17 protein-coding genes are annotated in these 17,893 nt (G+C 71.0%); 10 read left to right on the forward strand and 7 right to left on the reverse strand.

The genetic code is table 11. The features are described from left to right. Positions 1 to 225: 225 nt before the first annotated feature. The 4 genes from OV427_RS33760 to OV427_RS33775 all read right to left on the reverse strand — a co-directional run bounded on the left by OV427_RS33760 (position 226) and on the right by OV427_RS33775 (position 5,233). Positions 226 to 1,155: an ABC transporter permease gene (locus OV427_RS33760; RefSeq protein ID WP_267860326.1), complete on the reverse strand. Its 930-nt coding sequence runs from the start codon at positions 1,153 to 1,155 to the stop codon at positions 226 to 228. After that, positions 1,148 to 2,275 (reverse strand): ABC transporter permease, encoded by a 1,128-nt coding sequence (locus tag OV427_RS33765; protein ID WP_267860327.1) that lies wholly within the window; start codon positions 2,273 to 2,275, stop codon positions 1,148 to 1,150. Before OV427_RS33765 ends, OV427_RS33760 begins: the two co-directional genes overlap by 8 nt. Further along, positions 2,268 to 3,977 carry an ATP-binding cassette domain-containing protein gene (locus OV427_RS33770; protein WP_420718376.1) on the reverse strand — a complete coding sequence of 570 codons (1,710 nt, stop codon included), beginning with the start codon at positions 3,975 to 3,977 and terminating at the stop codon, positions 2,268 to 2,270. The genes OV427_RS33765 and OV427_RS33770 overlap by 8 nt, the downstream gene beginning before the upstream one ends. A 65-nt stretch (positions 3,978 to 4,042) precedes the next feature. Continuing rightward, positions 4,043 to 5,233, reverse strand: a complete 1,191-nt coding sequence (locus tag OV427_RS33775) for a BMP family lipoprotein (protein WP_267860329.1) — start codon at positions 5,231 to 5,233, stop codon at positions 4,043 to 4,045. Between the two features lie 78 nt (positions 5,234 to 5,311). Here OV427_RS33775 and OV427_RS33780 point away from each other — a divergent pair, with 78 nt between their 5' ends. From OV427_RS33780 to OV427_RS33805, 6 genes are all read left to right on the forward strand, one after another. Then, positions 5,312 to 6,616 carry a thymidine phosphorylase gene (locus OV427_RS33780; protein WP_267860330.1) on the forward strand — a complete coding sequence of 435 codons (1,305 nt, stop codon included), beginning with the start codon at positions 5,312 to 5,314 and terminating at the stop codon, positions 6,614 to 6,616. A gap of 36 nt (positions 6,617 to 6,652) precedes the next feature. Next, positions 6,653 to 7,012, forward strand: coding sequence for a VOC family protein (locus OV427_RS33785; protein ID WP_267860331.1), 360 nt, complete (start codon positions 6,653 to 6,655; stop codon positions 7,010 to 7,012). A 177-nt stretch (positions 7,013 to 7,189) separates the two neighbouring features. Beyond that, complete coding sequence (locus OV427_RS33790) at positions 7,190 to 7,603, forward strand: SET domain-containing protein-lysine N-methyltransferase (protein ID WP_267860332.1); 414 nt, start codon at positions 7,190 to 7,192, stop codon at positions 7,601 to 7,603. Positions 7,604 to 7,994: 391 nt separating this feature from the next. Beyond that, positions 7,995 to 8,363 carry a PilZ domain-containing protein gene (locus OV427_RS33795; RefSeq protein ID WP_267860333.1) on the forward strand — a complete coding sequence of 123 codons (369 nt, stop codon included), beginning with the start codon at positions 7,995 to 7,997 and terminating at the stop codon, positions 8,361 to 8,363. Between the two features lie 36 nt (positions 8,364 to 8,399). Further along, positions 8,400 to 8,804, forward strand: coding sequence for a cytidine deaminase (locus tag OV427_RS33800; RefSeq protein ID WP_267860334.1), 405 nt, complete (start codon positions 8,400 to 8,402; stop codon positions 8,802 to 8,804). A gap of 20 nt (positions 8,805 to 8,824) precedes the next feature. Next, positions 8,825 to 10,165, forward strand: coding sequence for a 5'-deoxyadenosine deaminase (locus OV427_RS33805; RefSeq protein ID WP_267860335.1), 1,341 nt, complete (start codon positions 8,825 to 8,827; stop codon positions 10,163 to 10,165). 4 nt (positions 10,166 to 10,169) lie between these two features. On the opposite strand, the gene OV427_RS33810 is transcribed toward OV427_RS33805, so the two are convergent. Beyond that, positions 10,170 to 11,537, reverse strand: coding sequence for an ATP-binding protein (locus OV427_RS33810; protein ID WP_267860336.1), 1,368 nt, complete (start codon positions 11,535 to 11,537; stop codon positions 10,170 to 10,172). 253 nt (positions 11,538 to 11,790) lie between these two features. Here OV427_RS33810 and OV427_RS33815 point away from each other — a divergent pair, with 253 nt between their 5' ends. Genes OV427_RS33815 through OV427_RS33825 form a run of 3 tightly spaced genes read left to right on the forward strand, consistent with a single transcriptional unit; the run spans position 11,791 to position 14,592 of the window. Beyond that, entirely contained in the window at positions 11,791 to 12,528 is a 738-nt protein-coding gene (locus OV427_RS33815; RefSeq protein WP_267860337.1) for a PspA/IM30 family protein, read from the forward strand. Between the two features lie 36 nt (positions 12,529 to 12,564). Continuing rightward, positions 12,565 to 13,752 carry an ABC transporter substrate-binding protein gene (locus OV427_RS33820; protein ID WP_267860338.1) on the forward strand — a complete coding sequence of 396 codons (1,188 nt, stop codon included), beginning with the start codon at positions 12,565 to 12,567 and terminating at the stop codon, positions 13,750 to 13,752. Positions 13,753 to 13,788: 36 nt separating this feature from the next. Beyond that, positions 13,789 to 14,592: a hypothetical protein gene (locus OV427_RS33825; protein ID WP_267860339.1), complete on the forward strand. Its 804-nt coding sequence runs from the start codon at positions 13,789 to 13,791 to the stop codon at positions 14,590 to 14,592. Here OV427_RS33825 and OV427_RS33830 read toward each other — a convergent pair. Then, positions 14,474 to 15,568 carry an AraC family transcriptional regulator gene (locus OV427_RS33830; RefSeq protein ID WP_267860340.1) on the reverse strand — a complete coding sequence of 365 codons (1,095 nt, stop codon included), beginning with the start codon at positions 15,566 to 15,568 and terminating at the stop codon, positions 14,474 to 14,476. The two genes, OV427_RS33825 and OV427_RS33830, sit on opposite strands and share 119 nt — an antisense overlap. Positions 15,569 to 15,730: 162 nt before the next feature. Here OV427_RS33830 and OV427_RS33835 point away from each other — a divergent pair, with 162 nt between their 5' ends. Next, entirely contained in the window at positions 15,731 to 16,639 is a 909-nt protein-coding gene (locus OV427_RS33835; protein WP_267860341.1) for an NAD-dependent epimerase/dehydratase family protein, read from the forward strand. Between the two features lie 7 nt (positions 16,640 to 16,646). On the opposite strand, the gene OV427_RS33840 is transcribed toward OV427_RS33835, so the two are convergent. Continuing rightward, positions 16,647 to 17,750 (reverse strand): alpha/beta hydrolase, encoded by a 1,104-nt coding sequence (locus OV427_RS33840; RefSeq protein WP_267860342.1) that lies wholly within the window; start codon positions 17,748 to 17,750, stop codon positions 16,647 to 16,649. Between the last annotated feature and the right edge of the window lie 143 nt (positions 17,751 to 17,893).

Consider the following 17,893-nt stretch of genomic DNA (forward strand, 5'->3'; position numbering starts at 1 on the left):
CCTGACCGAACACCATGCGAGGCGCGTGCCGGATGGGTGGCGGGAGTTTCGTCGGACTCTGACGAAACAAAAGGTGGATCATCCCAGTAACGGCGGGGGGTTGGACTGTCTGCTCCCGGGCTGAACCCGCACCGGGGGTGTTGATCAAGTGACGGGTGGGGGTCACTCCTGACCAGGAATCAATATTGACCCGGGTGTTTTAGTACCCGGTGCCTGGGGAGGGCCTCAGCGCGACTCCTGCTCATAGGGCACGCCGAGTGCGGCGGGGGCGCTGCTGCGCTGCCCCTGGAGTGTGAGGAGGGCCAAGGTGAGCACGTAGGGGAGGGCCTGCAACATGCCCTGGGGTACGACCTCCAGCAAGCCGGGAGCGCTGGAGGCGAGGCCGATTCTCAGTGCGTCGCCGAAGGCGAAGAAGAGGGCGGCGAGGAAGGCGCCCACGGGCGTCCAGCGGCCGAACACCATGGCGGCCAGGGCGATGAAGCCCAGGCCCGCGGGGGTGTGCTGCTCGAAGCGGCGCAGCACGTACGTGGACAGCACGGCGCCGCCCAGGCCCGCCAGCAGGCCGCCGCCCAGCACCGCGCCCCAGCGCAGCCCGGCGACGCTCAGGCCCAGCGTGGCCACGGCGTGGGGCTTGTCGCCCACCGCGCGCAGGCGCAGGCCCAGCGGCGTGCGCGCCAGCAGGAAGTGGAGGGCGAAGGGCAGCACCAGCGCGAGGTAGGTGGGGGCGAAGTGGCCGGACAGCGCGCTCAGCACCGGCACGGACTCGAGGCCGGGGATGGACCAGCGCGTGGCGATTCCCAGGTCCGGCGTGCCGTTGGCTCCGTACTGGGACTCCACCAGGAAGGTGCCGCCGGCCAGGGCCACCAGGTTGAGGGCGATGCCGGACACCACCTGGTCCGAGCGCCAGCGGATGCTGAGGAAGCCGTGCACCGCGGCGAACGCCGCGCCCGCCAGCATGCCCACGCCGACGGCCAGGGGCACGGGCATCTTCAGCGCCGCCACCGCCGCGCAGAAGGCGCCCACGCGCATCATCCCCTCCACGCCCACGGACACCACGCCGGCGCGCTCGGAGAGCACCGCGCCCAGTGCCGCGAAGACGAGCGGAGGCATCGCGTCCAGCGTGGAGAAGAGCACTTCGCGGATGACGTCAAGCACGGGGCACCTCCGCGGTGGTGGAGGCGGCGGCCGGAGCAGCGGCCTCGCGGCGGCGCAGCATGGCGAGCCACACCATGCGGCCGGCGACGAAGAGCAGCGCGAGGCCCTGGATGAGCTCGGGGAAGCTCTTGTGCACGTCCAGCAACTGCATGCGGGTGCCGCCCGCGCGCAGCACGCCGAAGAAGAGCGCGGCCACCATGGCGCCCAGCGGGTGGTTGTTGCCGATGAGGGCGATGGCGATGCCGTCGAAGCCGTAGGGCGCGCCCAGCGAGCCGGGGTAGCGCCCCTCGGTGCCCAGCACCAGCACCGCGCCCGCCAGCCCCGCCATGGCCCCGGCCAGCGCCATGGCCAGGCCGGTGCGCCGCGCCACCGGGACTCCGGCGGCGCGCGCGGCCTCGGCGCCCAGGCCCACCGCGCGCGTTTCGAAGCCGGAGCGGGTGCGCGCAAGCCAGACCCACACGCCCACCGCCAGCAGCAGCGCCAGCGGGAAGCCCAGGTTGAGGCGGGAGAGCTCCCCCAGGAGCCGGGGCAGCGTCGCGGTGGCCTGGATTTCGGCGGTGCCGGTGATGGACTGGCCGCCCTCGGCCACGCCCCGCAGCGGGCCGATGACGAGCCAGTTGTCCACGAGGCGCAGCGCCACCCAGTTGAGCATGATGGTGGAGATGACCTCGTGCACGCCCCGGTAGAGCTTGAGGAGCGCGGCGAGGCCCGCCCACACGGCCCCCGCGAGCGCCGCGGCCACGAGCGCCGCGGGGATGTGCAGCACCGCGGGCAGGGACACGTGGGCGCCCACCACCGCGGCGGCCAGCGCGCCCAGAATCATCTGACCCTGCGCGCCGATGTTGAAGAGGCCCACCTTGAAGGCCACGGCCACGGACAGGCCGGTGAGGGTGAGCAGCGCGGCCTTCATCGCGGCCTCGCCCAGGGGCCGGGTGAGGACGGTGGTGGCGGCCCCGTCCAGCCAGGCCGGCCAGTTGCCGATGCCTCCCCACAACATCTCCACATAGGCGGCCGTGGCGGTGCCGGGCGTCATCGTCAGGGCGATGAGCCCCCAGCACACCGCGAGCGCCAGCAGCACGGAGAGCACCGACGGCAGGGCTTGTCTCAGGCGCTCAGGCATGGCCCACCCCCGCTCCCAGCATGCGCCGTCCCAATTCGCGCTCGTCGTAGTCGGGCCGGGTGAAGTGGCCCGTCACGCGCCCCTCGAAGAGGACGTAGACGCGGTCGGAGAGCGCGAGCACCTCCTCCAGGTCCAGGGAGACCAGCAGCACTCCAGCCCCATGGGCGCGCGCCTCGCGCAGCTTCGCCTGCACGTGGGCCACCGCGCCGATGTCCAGGCCGCGCGTGGGCTGCACCACGACGAGCAGGCGGGGCTTCGCGTCCAGCTCTCGCGCCACCACCACCTTCTGCTGGTTGCCGCCGGACAGCCTCGCCAGGGTCAGCGTCGGGTCCGGAGGGCGCACGTCGTACGCCTCGAGCAGGGCGAGTGTGCGCTCGCGGCGCCCGGCGAAGTCGAGCCATGGGCCCCTGGCGAAGGGCGGCCGCGTGTGCCGGCCGAGGGCCACGTTCTCCTCCACGCTGAGGGCCTTCACCACGGCGCGGCGCAGCCGGTCCTCGGGCACGTGGCCCACGCCGCGCTCGCGCGCCCGGGCAGGGGTGAGGCCCGCCAGCGGCCCTCCGAGCAGCGTGCCGCTTCCCGACGTGAGCGGGCGCAGGCCGGTGAGGACCTCGGCCAGTTCGCGCTGCCCGTTGCCGTCCACGCCCGCGATGCCGACGATTTCGCCCGCGCGCACGGTGAGGTCCACGCCGCGCAGCGCCGGGCGGCCGTTGTCTCCCACGGCCTGGAGCCCGCTCGCTTCCAGCAGCACCTCGCCCACGGACGTCGCCGGAGCCTGCTCGTGGGCTGCTTCCTCGGGGGCCGTGCTCGTGAGCGCGAGCGCCACCGTTCCCTGGCCCTCCCGGGAAGGGACGTGCCGCTCGGCGGCGAGTCCCGGCGGGACTCCTCCCATGAGCGCGAGCGCCGACATGGCGGGCGTGACCGGGTCCCCGGGTGGGGCGACGGCTGCCTCCGGCAACACGGCGCCCAGGGATTCGACCTGGCCTCGTGGGGGGACCCGTGCCGGCGACACCCCGGCCTGGGACGCCGGAGCCTGCGCCCGGGCATCCGCTCCGGGCCGTGGGCCTTCACCCACCATGAGGTTGGCCAGCTGCCCGACGGTGGTCTCCGCCGCGCGCACCTCGGCCACGACGCGTCCCCGGCGCATCACGGCGACGCGGTCCGCCACGCCCAGCACCTCCTTCAGCTTGTGGCTGATGAGCACCACGGTGCGCCCCTGCGCGACGAGGCCGCGCATCACCTGGGCCAGCTCGTCCGACTCCTGCGGCGTGAGCACGGCGGTGGGCTCGTCGAGCACCAGCACCTGGGCCCCCCGGTGCAGCGCCTTGACGATTTCCACCTTCTGCTGCGAGCCCACGGTGAGGGTGTCCACGCGTGCGCGCGGCTCCAACTGGAAGCCGAAGCGGGCGCAGGTGGCGGCCACCTCGCTGACGGCGCGCTCCAAATCGAAGAGGCCACGGCGCGTGGGCTCGCGGCCGAGCACCACGTTCTCCGCCACCGTCAGCGTGGGCACGAGCATGAAGTGCTGGTGCACCATGCCGATGCCCCGGGCAATCGCGTCACGGGGGCTCTTGAAGCGCACGGGCCGCCCGCCCACGGACAGCTCGCCCCCGTCCGGCTGGTAGAGGCCGTAGAGGACGTTCATCAGGCTCGTCTTGCCCGCGCCGTTCTCTCCCACCACGGCGAGCAGTTCGCCCTCGCGCACGTCGAGCGACGCGTCCTCCAGCGACACGCAGTTGCCGAAGGCCTTGCGGATGTGCCGGAGGGAAATCAGGGCGCGGCAGCCTGGAAGGTGGCGAGGTCACCCGGCACGGCCGGCACCTGGAGCTGCCCGGAGACGATGCGCTGGCGCAGGCCGTCCACCTTCTGCAGCGCCTCCGCCTTGTTGGGGAAGTCCACCCGCACCTCGGCCATGCCCACGCCGTTCTCCTTGAGGCCGAGCACCTGCTCGCCCGCGGAGAACTTCCCGTCCACCAGGTCCTTCGTCGCCTGGTAGATGGCCAGGTCGGTGTACTTCATCATCGACGTGAGGATGGCGTCCGGCGCCACGTGCGACTGGTCCGAGTCCACGCCAATCGCATACACGCTCTTGCCCGCGGCGCGCGCCTCCTTCACCGCCTGGATGACGCCGATGCCGTCCGCGCCCGCGGCGTGGAAGAGGATGTCCGCGCCCTTGGCGATGAGGTCCTGCGCCACCTGCTTGCCCGCGGCCATGTTGTTGAAGCTGCCCGTGTAGACGGCCATCAGCGCCTGGGCGGCCTGGGGGTTGGTCGTCTTCACGCCCGCGCGGTAGCCCACCTCGAAGCGCTGGATGAGGGGCACCTCGATGCCGCCCACGAAGCCCACCTTGTTCGTCTTCGTCACCAGGCCCGCCAGCGCGCCCACGAGGAAGCTGCCCTCCTGCTCCTTGAACAGGACGGTGCGCACGTTGGGCAGCTTCAGCACCTTGCCCTGCGCGTCCAGCACCTGGCTGTCGATGAGCAGGAACTGGGACTTGGGGTTCTCCTGCGCGGCGGTGCGCACGGCGTTGGCGAGCATGTAGCCATTGCCGATGGTGAGCTGGGCGCCCTGGTCCACGAGGAGCTGGAGGTTGGGGGCGTAGTCCTCCTGGGCCTTGCTCTGGAGCACCATGGGCTTCACGGGCAGGGGCTGAATCGTGGAGGCGATGGCCGTCAGGTGGGCCGGGAGGGACTGGCGGACCTCATCGGGGGTGGCGTCCACGTACTTGCCGCCCTCGTAGCGCTTGCCGGCGGCGTACAACTCCAGGCCGCGCAGGGCGGCGTCGTTGAAGGAGTGGTCGCCGCGCCCGCCCACGTCGATGACGAGCCCCACGGGGATGGGGGCCTTGGCCGGCTGCTGGGCGGTGGCGGTGCCCTGGGCACCGGCGGGGGGCGCTTCTTCCTTCTTGGAGCACGCACACAGGAGGGCGGCGAGGGCCAGGACGTGGAGGCGGAGCATCATGGCCCGCTTATCTACCAGATGAAGCCCGGCCTTTCCCGGAGTGCATGGGGGGCCGTGTTCCTGGTATGGGCTCACCCCGTGCAACCCTACGAGCTCATCAAGGCAAAGCGGGATGGTGGCCGGCTGGACCCGGCGGACATCCGCGCGTTCATCCAGGCGTATACGGCGGGGACGGTGGCGGACTACCAGATGGCGGCCATGTGCATGGCCATCTTCTTCAAGGGACTCGACTCCCGGGAGCTGGGGGCCTGGGCCCGCGCCATGCTCGAGTCCGGCGAGGTGCTGGACTTGTCGGACACGCCCGCCGTGAAGGTGGACAAACACTCGACGGGTGGGGTGGGGGACAAGGTGTCGCTCAGCCTGGCGCCCCTGGCCGCCGCCTGCGGGGTTCCGGTGCCGATGATTTCGGGCCGGGGTCTGGGCCACACGGGCGGGACGCTGGACAAGCTGGAGTCCATCCCCGGCTTCAACGTCAACCTGCCCACGTCCGAGTACCGGAGGCTGGTGCGCGAGGTGGGCTGCTGCCTGATTGGCCAGACGGCGCAGGTGGCCCCGGCGGACAAGAAGCTCTACGCGCTGCGCGACGTGACGGCGACGGTGGACTGCATCCCGCTGATTGCGTCGTCCATCATGAGCAAGAAGCTGGCGGAGGGCATCGACGCGCTGGTGCTGGACGTGAAGGTGGGCAGTGGCGCCTTCATGAAGCGCGACGAGGATGCTCGCACGCTGGCTCGGACGATGATCGGGCTGGGCGCGGAGATGGGGAAGAAGGTGGTGGCGCTCCTCACGGACATGGACCAGCCGCTGGGCCGCAAGGTGGGCAACGCGCTGGAGGTGATGGAAGCGGTGGACATGCTCCGCGGCGAGGCTCCGGACGACTACACGGAGATTACCTACGCGCTGACGGCGGAGATGCTGGTGCTGGGCAAGGCGGCGGCGACGGTGGACGAGGCGCGCGAGAAGCTGCGCAAGGTGGTGGAGGACGGCAGCGCGGTGCGCAAGCTGAAGGAAATCGTCCAGGTGCAGGGTGGGGACCCGCGCGCGATTGACGACTACTCGCTGCTGCCGCAGGCGAAGTCCACGGTGGACGTGGTGGCGCCGCGCGACGGGTGGGTGACGGCGATTGATACGGAGGGCGTGGGCCTGGCGGGCGTGGCGCTGGGAGCGGGGCGGCAGCGGGTGGACAGCAAGATCGACCCTGCCGTGGGCTTCACGCTGCTGAAGAAGACGGGTGAGTCCGTGACGAAGGGCGAGTCGGTGGTGCGCGTGCACTACAACGACGCGGGCCCGGTGGCGGACGTGAAGGCGCGCCTGCTGGCGGCGTACAGGTTTGGCGACGCGGCGCCCGTGGCCCGGCCGCTGGTGCGGGAGCGGGTGGAGTAGTTTCCGCCAGTCCGCCTCATGGTAGATGCGCGGGGCATGATCGACCACGTCATGCTCCGAGTGAGGGACTTCGCCGCGTCCAAGCGTTTCTACGACGCGGTGCTGGAGACGCTGGGCTACCGGATGTTGATGGACTTCGGTGACCGTGGTGGCTACGGCGACCGAAAGCCCTACTTCTGGATTGGCACGTCGCAGGAGCCGCACCCGCGCACGCATCTCGCCTTCATGGCGAAGGACCGCGCGGCAGTGGATGCGTTCCACGCGAAGGCGCTGGAGCTGGGTGCGAAGAGCGACGGCGCGCCGGGCCTGCGTCCGCACTACCACCCGAACTACTACGGGGCCTTCGTCATCGACCCCGATGGGCACAACATCGAGGCGGTGTGCCACACGGCATAGTCGGCCATCGCATGGTCGTCCGCCGCCTGTCCCCCGGCTGCGGCCGGCATCCCCGGCGCCTGCCTGCACGCGGACCAGGAGTCGGCGCGCGGCCTCGTGGGATTGCCAACGCATCCAGCGCTTCACCCCGCGCACCGAACGCGCCATCCTCCCAGTCCGGAGGAACAGGCAGGGGCCATGAACCAGGGCGCAGCGCTGTACATCCATCCGGGCGTGAAGGTCCGGCCGTGCGAGTGGGGCTACGGCGTCTTCACCGACGAGCCCATCCCCGCCGGAGAGCTCATCGAGGAGTGTCACTACCTTAAGGTGCTGCACAAGCACGCGCGGATGCCGCCGCTCGACGACTACGTCTTTCAAATCAAGTGGGGCGAGAACGAAGAGCGCCGCGAGGGAGACTGGGTCGCCCTCGTGATGGGCTACGGGATGATCTACAACCACTCCCAGGAGCCCAACGCCGCGTACTACCGCCTCGTGGACCGCGACCTCTTCTGCTTCCACGCGCTGCGCGACATCCACCCCGGCGAGCAGATCTGCATCAGCTACGGCGAGGAGTGGTGGAAGTCCCGGGGCCAGAACGTGCCGGAAACCTGAGCGGGGCCCTCGGGCCGAGGTTCATCCCGGCTGCATTGCACCGCTCCAACTGTGCCTTCGTCTCAGAAGACGGGTATTACGCGGGGCGTGGCCCCGTGGCACCGCCGGTGGAACGCCCTCGCCACCAGCTCCCCGTGCATTTCGGGGCCTCCTGTCGGGAAAGGTCCGCGTATGATGCCCCGACGATGCACTGTGACGAACGGGCGGAGGCCACGGCAGGGGCCTGCGCACACAACTTCCAGCACGAGGCCGGTCTCCCTGTCGGCGAGCAGCCGGTGTCCCCCGCGGACGTGGCCAGGACGGCCAGCCGCGTGGCGGCTGTGTTTCGCCAGCCCCCGGGGCACATTCTTCGGGCGGTGGCGCGAGCATGAGCGGCAGGGAGGCAACGGCGATGGCCGAGAGGAACGACTCGATGAGCGACAAGGCCGAGGACCGGCGCGACTCTCCCCGGGTGCCCATGCGCTTGAAGGTGCGCCGGGCGGGCAGCTCGGGTGACTTCGAAGCGCAGGACGGCGACCTGTCCCTGGGCGGCTGCGCCTGGCATGGCACCGGGCTGGAGGCGGGGGCGAAGGTGGAGGTGCGCTTCCTGCTCCCCATCCTCCCCGACGAGGTCGAGGCGACGGGCGAGGTGCTCCAGGTGACGAACGGCCCGCAGGGCCCGGCCGCGCACGTGCGCTTCGCGGACCTGCCGGTGGAGGCGGAGCTGGCCATTGCCCGCCACCTGGACGACGTGTTGGCGAAGGGCGGCGGTACCCGCTAGGTCCGCTGTCGGACCGGCGATTCACGAAAGGGCGTCATGGCGGACGACATTCCCTGGGAGCGCCTGTTCGAGGAGGCCGCGCGGGTGCGCTCGCGCGCGCACGTGCCGTACTCGCACTTCCCCGTGGGCGCCGCCGTCCTCTACGCCGACGGCGCGGTGGTGGCCGGCTGCAACGTGGAGAACGCCACCTACGGCCTCACCGTCTGCGCCGAGCGCAACGCCTTCGCCGCTGGCGTGGCCCAGGGCCACTCCAAGCCCGTGGCCGTCGCCATCGTCGTGGACACCCCCGAGCCGTGCCCGCCGTGTGGAATGTGCCGGCAGGTGATGGCCGAGTTCGGCCCGCCGGACATGCCCGTGCGCAGCCGCACCCCGAAGGGCGGCGAGGCGCGCTACACCCTGGGCGAGCTGCTGCCGCACGCCTTCACGAAGGACTTTTTCTAGAAAGCGACTCGAGCACCCCCGTGGACCTGCTCCTGACTGGCGGCACCGTGGTGACGATGAACCGCGAGCGAGAGGTGCTCGTGGCGGCGGACGTGCTCGTCCAGGACGGGCGCATCGCGAAGGTGGGCCGGGGCCTCAAGTCCCGGAGCACGCGGCGCGTGGTGGACGTGGCGGGGAAGGTGGTGCTGCCCGGCCTCATCCACGGCCACCTGCACGCCTGCCAGACGCTCTTCCGCGGCCGCGCGGACGGCCTGGAGCTGCTGGACTGGCTGCGCGAGCGCATCTGGCCCTTCGAGGCCTCGCACGACGCGGCGTCCATGCGCGCGTCTGCGGACCTCACCTTCGCCGAGCTCATCCGCTCGGGCGCCACGGCGGCGCTCGACATGGGCAGCGTGCACCACTACGACGCCGTCTTCGAGTCCGCGCGCGACTCCGGCTTCCGGCTGGTGGGCGGCAAGGCGATGATGGACGCGGGCGCCGCCGTGCCCGAAGGGCTGCGCGAGAGCACCACCGAGTCGCTCGCCCACAGCCTCGCGCTGATGGAGCGCTGGCACGGCACGCACGACGGGCGGCTGCGCTACGCCTTCGCCCCGCGCTTCGTCCTCTCCTGCACGCCGGAGCTCCTGCGCGAGGTGGCGAAGCTCGCCCGCGAACACGGCGTGCGCATCCACACCCATGCCAGCGAGAATGCGAAGGAGACGGAAGCGGTGCGCCAGTACACCGGCGGCCAGGACAACGTCGCCTTCTTCCACAAGGTGGGCCTGTCCGGACCGCACGTGACGCTGGCCCACTGCGTGTGGCTGTCCCAGGAGGAGCAGGACATCCTCCGCGAGACGCGCACCGTGGTGTGCCACTGCCCCGGCTCCAACCTCAAGCTCGCCTCCGGCATCGCCAAGGTGCCCGAGCTGCTGGAGGACGGCGTGGCGGTGGCGCTCGGCGCGGACGGCGCGCCCTGCAACAACACGCTCGACATCTTCCACGAGATGCGGCTCGCGTCCGTGCTGCACAACCCGCGCGTGGGGCCTCGCGCCATGACGCCCATGCGCGTGCTGGAGATGGCCACGCTGCACGGCGCTCGGGCGCTCGGGCTGGAGTCCGAGGTGGGCTCCATCGAGGTCGGCAAGCGCGCCGACCTCACCGTGGTGGACGTGAGCGGCCTGCACGCGGGCCCCACGGCCGAGGACGTGCTGGCCCCGCTGGTCCACTCCGCGCGCGGCAGCGACGTGGTGCACGTCTTCATCGACGGCAAGCCCGTGCTGAAGGACGGCGTGCTCACCACGCTGGACGCACCGGCGGTGCTCTCCAGCGCGAATGCCCACGTGGAGCGCATCCTCCGGCGCCGCAAGCGCGCCCGGGGCTGACGCTTCAGCCCGGCAGGCGCACCACGAAGGACGTGGACCAGCCGGGCGTGTCCTCCACCGCGAGCTGGCCGCCGTGTGCCTCGGCGGCCAGCCGGGAGAAGTAGAGCCCCAGCCCATAGCCCCGGCGGCTGTCCTTTTCCGCCTCGCCCTGCATGTACTTGTCGAAGATGCGGGCGCGCGTCTCCGGCGGAATCGGCGGGCCGTCGTTGCGCACGGCCAGCCAGCGGCAGTCCGGGGCGGTGCCCGCCTCCAGCCGCACCCGGCCTCCGGTGGGCGCGTACCGCAGCGCATTGCTGGCCAGGTTCTCCACCACGCGCACGAGCAGCTCCGAGTCGCCCAGCATCTCGAGCTCCGGGGGGGCCGCCACGTCCAGCGTCAGCCGCCGCGCGCGGGCCACGCCGTCGAGCGAGCGGCGTACCTCCTCCAACAGAATCGCCGCGGTGAAGGGCACCTTGCGCGGCTCCAGCCGGCCCTGCTCCAGGCGGGGCACGTCCATCAGGTCCGAAATCATCCGGTCCAGGCGCGCCGTGACGGCCAGGCCCGTGCGCACCGACTCCATCAGCACGCCCTTTCCGCCCGGCACCTCCTGCTCCATCCACGACAGCGTCATCGTCAGCGCGGACAGGGGCGAGCGCAGGTCGTGCACCAGGAACTGCGTGAGCTGCTCCTTGTCTCGCTGCAGGGCGTGGAGCTGGTCGTTGCGCGCCTGTGCGTCACCCAGCATCCGCTCGATGGTCTTCCGCGCCTCCTCCACCTCCTGGAAGCGCCGGGCCTCCAGCGCTCGTTCCACCTCCACGCGGGAGAAGGCCACCGCGAGCTGCCGCAGTCGGCCGGTGCCGTAGTGGCTCACCGCCGCCACCATGATGAGCGCCACCAGGGCAATCGCCACCGCGCCCCAGCCCACGCCCGCCTGCCGCATCAGCGCGGCCTGGGCCACCCAGGCCAGCAGCGCCGTGCCATAGACGACGCTGCGCCGCAGCGTCAGTCCGCTCAGCGCCACCACCAGCGCGAACAGCCCCAGGCTGAAGCCCGCCACCCCGGACGGGAAGGGCGAGCGGGGCAGGGCCATGTGTTGGAGCCAGTACACGAGCCCCACGTCCACCGGCGCCTGCACCACGCCCAGCCATCGCGCCACGGGCCGCCGCCGCATCACGAACAGCGCCCCCGCGATGAGCAGGTACGCCGCCAGCACGGGCGGGTACGTCGCCCAGTCCTCGCCGCCCGAAAGCCACAGGCCGGTGCTGAGGGCCAGGAAGACGGCCGTGCCCACCAGGCGCACCGCCGCGCCCGCGCCGAGCACGCTGCGCCGCTGGGAGTCCACCGCCCGCGTCAGCGCGTCATCGAAGAAACTGGGGGCCAGGGAGGTCGACACGCGAGCCTGGGTTTTCCCCGACTCCTCTCCGACGGGCAAGCTTCATGCTCTCGCGCCGGGCAGCCGGGCGGCGCTGCGCCCGGGCGCCGGGGGCCTCCGCGCCGTCCGTCCAGGTGTGACTTTCACGCGTCAGGCAATGATTTTAGGTAGGAGCGCGTAGCAGTTGTCAGAGTGTTGGGACTGTGGCTGCTTGCTCCCCAGGGAATCGTATAAGGTGGATGCAAGTAGGGCTGGATGGAGGTAGACCGCCGACATGTGGGAACGATTCAAGAGGGCAATGCGCAGCTTCGCCGGCTTCTTTGTCTCCTCCATCGAGGACCCGGAACTCATCCTCGAGCAGAACGTTCGAGACCTGAACGACCAGGTCCCGAAGATGAACGAGTCCATCGCCATGGTTCGGGCGAACGTGACGCTGCTCGAGAAGGAGAACGCCAAGTACGCCGAGGACGTGCGCTCGCTGACGGCCAAGGTGAAGGCCGCCATCCAGGCCGGGCGTGACGACCTGGCCGCGCAGTACGCCGGCAAGCTCCAGATTGAGAAGGACGCGCTGGGCCGCAACGAGCAGCAGCTCGCTACGGCCCGTTCGGCCTACGAGAAGGCGCTGACGGTGAAGAAGGCGTTCATGCGCGAGAAGGAGCGCAAGACGCAGGAGGCCATGAACGCCATCCGCGAGGCGCGCCGCGCCAAGTGGCAGGCCAAGGTGGCCGACACCATGGAGTCCTTCACCGTCGCGGGCATCGACTCGACGCACGACGAGATGCTGCGCAAGGTGCAGGAGAAGTCCGCCGTCAACGAGGCCCGGATGCAGATGGCCCTCGAGGGCGTGGACCACATGGCGGTCAACATCGAGGAAGAGGCCGAGAAGATTCAGGCCAACGAGCTCGTGAAGCAGATGAAGATGGAGATGGGTCTGCTCGAGAGCCCGGCGCCGGTGTCGGATGTCAGCGGCGGCGCCGAGAAGACCATCGGCAAGAAGGTCGGGGTGGAGTAGTCCTCCCCCCAGGGGAAGAGGTCGACGGAACTCGGGATGAAGCTCCACCGCGGGCCAGGCCTCTTCCTCTTCTTCATGCTCTGCGCGCTCGGCGCGGGCTACGTGCTCGCGTCGCGCCTGGGCTACCTGGACCGGCTCCAGGAGCGTTTCTTCCCCGCCGCGCGCGAAGCGGTGCGGCTGTCTCCGGGTGACTTCCCCGCCGGAGTGGCCGCCCCCGTGGCGGACGTCGCGTCGGTGCCGCTGCGGCCCGTGCTCATCGGCTTCACCCCGCGCGGCTCGGCCTCGGCGCTGCTGGTGGCCACCGGCGGCGCGACGACGCTGGACAACCCGGTGCCTCCGACGGGCGCCGCGCAGGGCTTCCTGAAGACGGCCTATGCGCTGGACGCGCGCGCGGTGCTCTTCGCGCGCGAGGAGGAACTGCGGCAGGCGCTGGCCATTGGCGCGGAGAACGGCGGCGTGGACATGGCCGCGCTGTCCGTGGACCGGCTGGCGGCGTGGGCTCCGGCGCTGCGGGACGCGGCGCCGCGCACGCTGCTGCTGGTGGGGCGCAGCCGGGGGCAGGAGGCGCTGGCGGCGGTGGGCGTGACGGACCTCGCCGCGCTGCGGGGCAAGCGGGTGGGCGTGTACCCGTACAGCTCCTCGCACTACTTCGCGCTGTGGGTGCTGGCGCGCGCGGGGCTGCGGACGACGGACGTGCGCTGGGTGGACCTGCCCTCCACGCTGGACGCGGGCCGCGCGCTGCGCGAGGGCCGGGCGGACGCGGTGGTGGGGCTGTGGGGTGACGTGGAATTGGCGGCGAGGGACAGGGGTGGGGCGGTGCTGGCCACGACTGCGGACGCGCCGCACCTGGTGGCGACGGTGCTGGTGGCGCGCGGAGACTTCGCGGCGCGCTACCCGGACGCGGTGCGCCGGGTGCTGCGTGGATTGTTGGATGCGGGGCAGAGCGTGCTGAAGGACCCCACGGCGGGGGCGCGGATGCTGGGCGAGGTGGCGCCGTACCTGGGAGACCCGATTGAGGCCATCCGCAGTGCGCCGCCGGCGACGCTGGCGGACAATCGGGCGTTCTTCGGCCTTTCCGGTGAGGCGCCGGTCACCTATGACGAGCTCTTCCAGAGCGCCGCGGCGCTCTTCCAGAAGCTGAAGCAGGGTCCGCGGGTGCCTCCCGCGGAGGACACGCGGGACCTGGGCGCGTTGAAGTATGTGTCGGAGGCGCGAGGCCCCTGAGTCGAACCCCGGGACACCGGGAAGGGATGGACGGACGTGGCGAAGTCGCCCAACTACATCAAGGCCGCATTCCTGATGCCCGCCAATCTGGTGGGGCTGGGCACGGCGGCGGCCTCGGCGGCGATGACTGGCGAGCCCCTGCCGATGCTGGTGGCCCTGGGCCTGGAGGGCCTCTACCTGGGCGTGCTCTCGTCGATGTCGCGCTTCCAGCGTGCGGTGCGAGCGAAGACGCCCGACGACCCGGAGGCCGCGCGCAAGGCGGTGGACGCGCTCCAGTCGGACCTGGCGCCGTCGCAGCGCGAGCACTACCAGCAGCTCCTGGGGCTGAAGGAGAAGATCCTCGCCAACTACCGGAAGCTGCCGGGCGGCAAGGTGCTGGAGGCGGACAGCGAGCCCCGGCTGGACGCGCTGCTCACGTCCTTCCTGCGGCTCATCTCCACGCTGAACCAGTATCGCGCGTACCTCAACAGCTCGGACCGCGAGCACCTGGAGCGCGACGTGCGCGAGCTGGAGGAGGACCTGGCCCGCGAGGCGAACCCGCGCCTGAAGGACGTGAAGGCGAACCGGGTGGAAATCCTCCGCAAGCGGCTGGCGCGCTTCGAGCAGGCCGGCGAGAGCCGCGAGGTGGTGAGCCACCAGCTTGCGGGCATCGAAGACCTGATGCGCCTGACGCACGAGCAGTCGATTGCCATTCGCGACCCGGAGAGCGTCAACCGTCAGCTCACCGTGCTGAGCGCGGAGGCCGAGGCGACCGAGGAGTCCGTGCGGCAGATGGAGCAGTTCCTGGAGTTCTCCGAGGAGACGCGCGGCCCGCTGCCGCACGGGACCCGGGTGCGCTGAGCGGCGCGCCATTGCCTCGGCGCCGGTATTGCCCGGGCGGGACACCCGCCCAGCGCCGGAAGGCCTTGCTGAAGGAAATCTCGGACTCGTAGCCCACGGCGTTGGCGATGGTCGCCAGCGTCTCCGTGGAGCCCGTCAGCATCCCCGCCGCCACGTGCATGCGCCGGGCGGTGACGTACTCCATGACGCCCGAGCCGACGAGCGCACGGAAGCGGGTTGCGAAGACGGTGCGTGACATGGCCGCGGCGCGAGCGAGCGAGGCCACCGTCCACGCGTCACCCGGCCTCCGGTGCACCCGCGCGAGCGCGTGCGCAATCTGCCGGTCCGTGAGTCCGCGCAGCCAGCCGGTGCCATTCGCCGGCAGGCTCGCGGCGTAATCACGAACGGCCTGCACGAAGACGATGTCCGCCACCCGCTCGGCGATGGTCTGGAAACCCGGCCGTCCGGAGAGGGCTTCGTCCATCAGGAGGCGGAGCGAGCCTTCGAGCCAGCTCGGGCGGCCCCGCACGTGAAGGACGGTGGGCAGCGCTTCGAGGAACGGATTGCGACGTCCGTCGCGGAAGCTGAAGACGCCATTGATGATTCGCGTGAGCGAGCCCTGGCCGCCAAGGCGAAGCCGGTTCAGTCCCTCGATGCGGCTGTCCGGCGTCCAGGCGCCGTCATGGCCGTTGGCCTCCAATACTTTCTGGAAGGGCGTGCGCTGAGCACGGCGGTCGGACATGAGGGCGTGGCGGGTTCCATGCGGGAGCACGACCAGGTCGCCCGGCGTGAGCTCGATGGGGGCGCTGTCCGCGACTTCCAGGAGGCAGCGTCCCTCGACGACGACGTGGAACGGTGCACCTCCGGCGGTGCCCTTGTCGAAGCCCCACGGTGCCCGGAACTCGCCCAGGCTCAGCACGGCGCTCTCGAGCCGCAGGTCGCGCAGGACGTCGCTCAGCAGGTCCATGTCCGGGACGATGGGGCAGGACCTCCACACCGGCAAGCACTCCCACCGCGGGGCGCGGTGCTCCATGTGCGGGAACGGGACGAACGGTTGGGAAATCCGTACCCGCGAGCATTCACGCGCCAGGGCGAACCGCCCACAGTGCTTCATGGGCGGCGAGCTCGCCGCGAAGCACAGCGTGGAGGCGCAAGAGGCATGCGAGTGTTGATGACGGGAGCAACGGGCTTCATCGGCTCACGGGTGGCGGTCCGCTTGAGCGAACAAGGGCACACGGTGGTCGCCGCCGTGCGAGACGCGGCCGCGGCGGACCGGTTGAAGACACACCGGGTTCCGGCCTCGCCGCTCATCGCGTCCCTGGATGAGAGGGGCAGGCTCGCGGATGCAGCGAGGGACTGTGATGGCGTGGTGCACCTCGCATTCGAACTCGCGCCGGACATCGCGACGGCGGTGGCGCGTGACCAGGCGGTGGTCGCGGCGTTTGCCTCGGCGCTCCGGAACACGGGCAGGCCCCTGGTAGTGACGTCGGCCACCGGCCTGCTGGGAAATACGGGCTCGACGCCGGTGGATGAGGACCACCCGCCGCAGGAGGACTTCCGCCTGGCGATTCGTCACCGCGTCGAGGCGGATGTGCTCGCCGAGGCCGCGAAGGGCGTGCGCGCGAGCGTCATCCGTGTGCCCATCCTGGTGCACACGGCCGAGGGAGGCGGCCCCCTGGGGCGGCTCCTGGCCACGGCCCGCCGGACGGGCAGGTCCTGCTGGATTGGGGCGGGGGAGAACCGATTGCCGTGTGTCCACCTGGAAGACCTGGCGGACCTCTACGTGAGGGCCCTGGAAGCCGCGCCGCCGGGCCGCGTCTACAACGCCTGTGGCTCCGACATCTCCCTTCGAGACTTCGCGGAAGGAGTGGGGCGGGCCCTCGGAGTACCCGCGCAGGGCCTCATGCCCGAGCAGGCCGTCGACCAGTTCGGCCCGTTCTTCGCGACGCTCCTCGCGGTGGACAACCGCGTGTCGAATGCGCGAGCCCGCTCCGAGCTCGGCTGGGAGCCCTATCGCTCCCGGCCGTCGCTCGAAGCAGACCTCGCCGTGCTGGGGCGGGGAAGCTGAAGCCGGGTCAGTACACCGTGCTCTGCCAGGGGAACAGGTACGTGAGGGGCAGGTACACCCGGGCCGCCCAGGCGGACTCGGTGTGCCCCGCGCCATTGGCCACGTAGTAGTACAGGTCCGTGCCCTGCACGTGCCCGTCGGCCGCCAGCGCGTTGCGCATGCGCGTCGTCTCCGTCAGCCCGTCGTTGTTCGTGCCCGCGTCCAGGTAGAAGCGCAGCGGCAGCTTCACGGTGGACTGCTCCACCTGCACCGTCATCGCCTGGTTGTTCCACCAGAACGAGCTGGAGAGCCCGGCCACCTTCGAGAAGACCTCTGGGTGCCGGCGGCCGATGTAGAAGGACACGAGCCCGCCCAGCGACGAGCCCATCAGCGCGGTGTTCGCCTTGGCCGGCAGCGTGCGCAGGTTCGCGTCGACGAAGGGCTTCACGCTCTCCAGGATGAAGCGCTCGTACAGGTCCGCGCCGCCGCCGCCGTAGGTGGCGTCACAGCACGGCGTGTACTCGTAGATGCGGCTGGAGCCCGTGTGGTCGATGCCCACGACGATGACCTCGTCCATCTGCCCGGAGCCGATGAGGGAGTTGACCGTCTCGTCCACGCCCCACTCGACGCCGTAGGACGCGGTGGCCGCGTCGAAGAGGTTCTGCCCGTCGTGCATGTAGAGCACTGGGTAGCGCTTGAGCGGGTTCGCCGAATAGCTGGGCGGCAGGTAGAAGCGCAGCGTGCGCGTGTTGCCGAGCTGCGGCGACCAGAAGTTGTCGAACTGCTGCCGCGTGCCCACGGCGGAGCCGAAGAACGGGTACACGTCCACGGTGGTGCCCGAGCGCACGCGGTAGTTGGCGCCGGTGGACCATTGCGTGTCGTTGATGAGCGGCTTGAGGTCCACGTCCCCGGCGCTGTTGGGCCACGAGTACGTCCACACGTTGCCCGACGTCCAGGTCGCGTTCTGTCCAGCCGTCCAGGACAGCGGCGCCGCGCTGCCGCGAACGGTAATCCGGTTGCCATAGCCCACGTCGTAGTGGACGCGGAGGGTGGTGGCGCTGGCCGCGCTGCTCAGCAGGAGCGCCAGCAACAGGCCCGGCACGAGCGCCGGGCGGGGGGATGATGGCTGCATGGGGTGGGGTGTCCTTCCGTGGTGCGTGAGGCCGGGCAGGCTTCCAGCAGGGAAGGGGACCGCTCAAGAGAGTCCCCGGCCACCCTGGCAACCCACGCCGGGCGTGAAACCCCGACCCGGAAGTTGCCTGTCCGTCATCCGCC

Source organism: Pyxidicoccus sp. MSG2, from assembly GCF_026626705.1.
In the GTDB taxonomy this organism is placed as follows: domain Bacteria; phylum Myxococcota; class Myxococcia; order Myxococcales; family Myxococcaceae; genus Myxococcus.

What these genes read in the sequence shown, in the direction of transcription:
- OV427_RS33765 (WP_267860327.1), bottom strand. Translation starts at nt 2,275, where the DNA reads ATGCCTGAGCGCCTGAGACAAGCCCTGCCGTCGGTGCTCTCCGTGCTG.
- OV427_RS33775 (WP_267860329.1), bottom strand. Translation starts at nt 5,233, where the DNA reads ATGATGCTCCGCCTCCACGTCCTGGCCCTCGCCGCCCTCCTGTGTGCG.
- OV427_RS33785 (WP_267860331.1), top strand. Translation starts at nt 6,653, where the DNA reads ATGATCGACCACGTCATGCTCCGAGTGAGGGACTTCGCCGCGTCCAAG.
- OV427_RS33790 (WP_267860332.1), top strand. Translation starts at nt 7,190, where the DNA reads ATGAACCAGGGCGCAGCGCTGTACATCCATCCGGGCGTGAAGGTCCGG.
- OV427_RS33795 (WP_267860333.1), top strand. Translation starts at nt 7,995, where the DNA reads ATGGCCGAGAGGAACGACTCGATGAGCGACAAGGCCGAGGACCGGCGC.
- OV427_RS33800 (WP_267860334.1), top strand. Translation starts at nt 8,400, where the DNA reads ATGGCGGACGACATTCCCTGGGAGCGCCTGTTCGAGGAGGCCGCGCGG.
- OV427_RS33815 (WP_267860337.1), top strand. Translation starts at nt 11,791, where the DNA reads ATGTGGGAACGATTCAAGAGGGCAATGCGCAGCTTCGCCGGCTTCTTT.
- OV427_RS33820 (WP_267860338.1), top strand. Translation starts at nt 12,565, where the DNA reads ATGAAGCTCCACCGCGGGCCAGGCCTCTTCCTCTTCTTCATGCTCTGC.
- OV427_RS33835 (WP_267860341.1), top strand. Translation starts at nt 15,731, where the DNA reads ATGCGAGTGTTGATGACGGGAGCAACGGGCTTCATCGGCTCACGGGTG.
- OV427_RS33840 (WP_267860342.1), bottom strand. Translation starts at nt 17,750, where the DNA reads ATGCAGCCATCATCCCCCCGCCCGGCGCTCGTGCCGGGCCTGTTGCTG.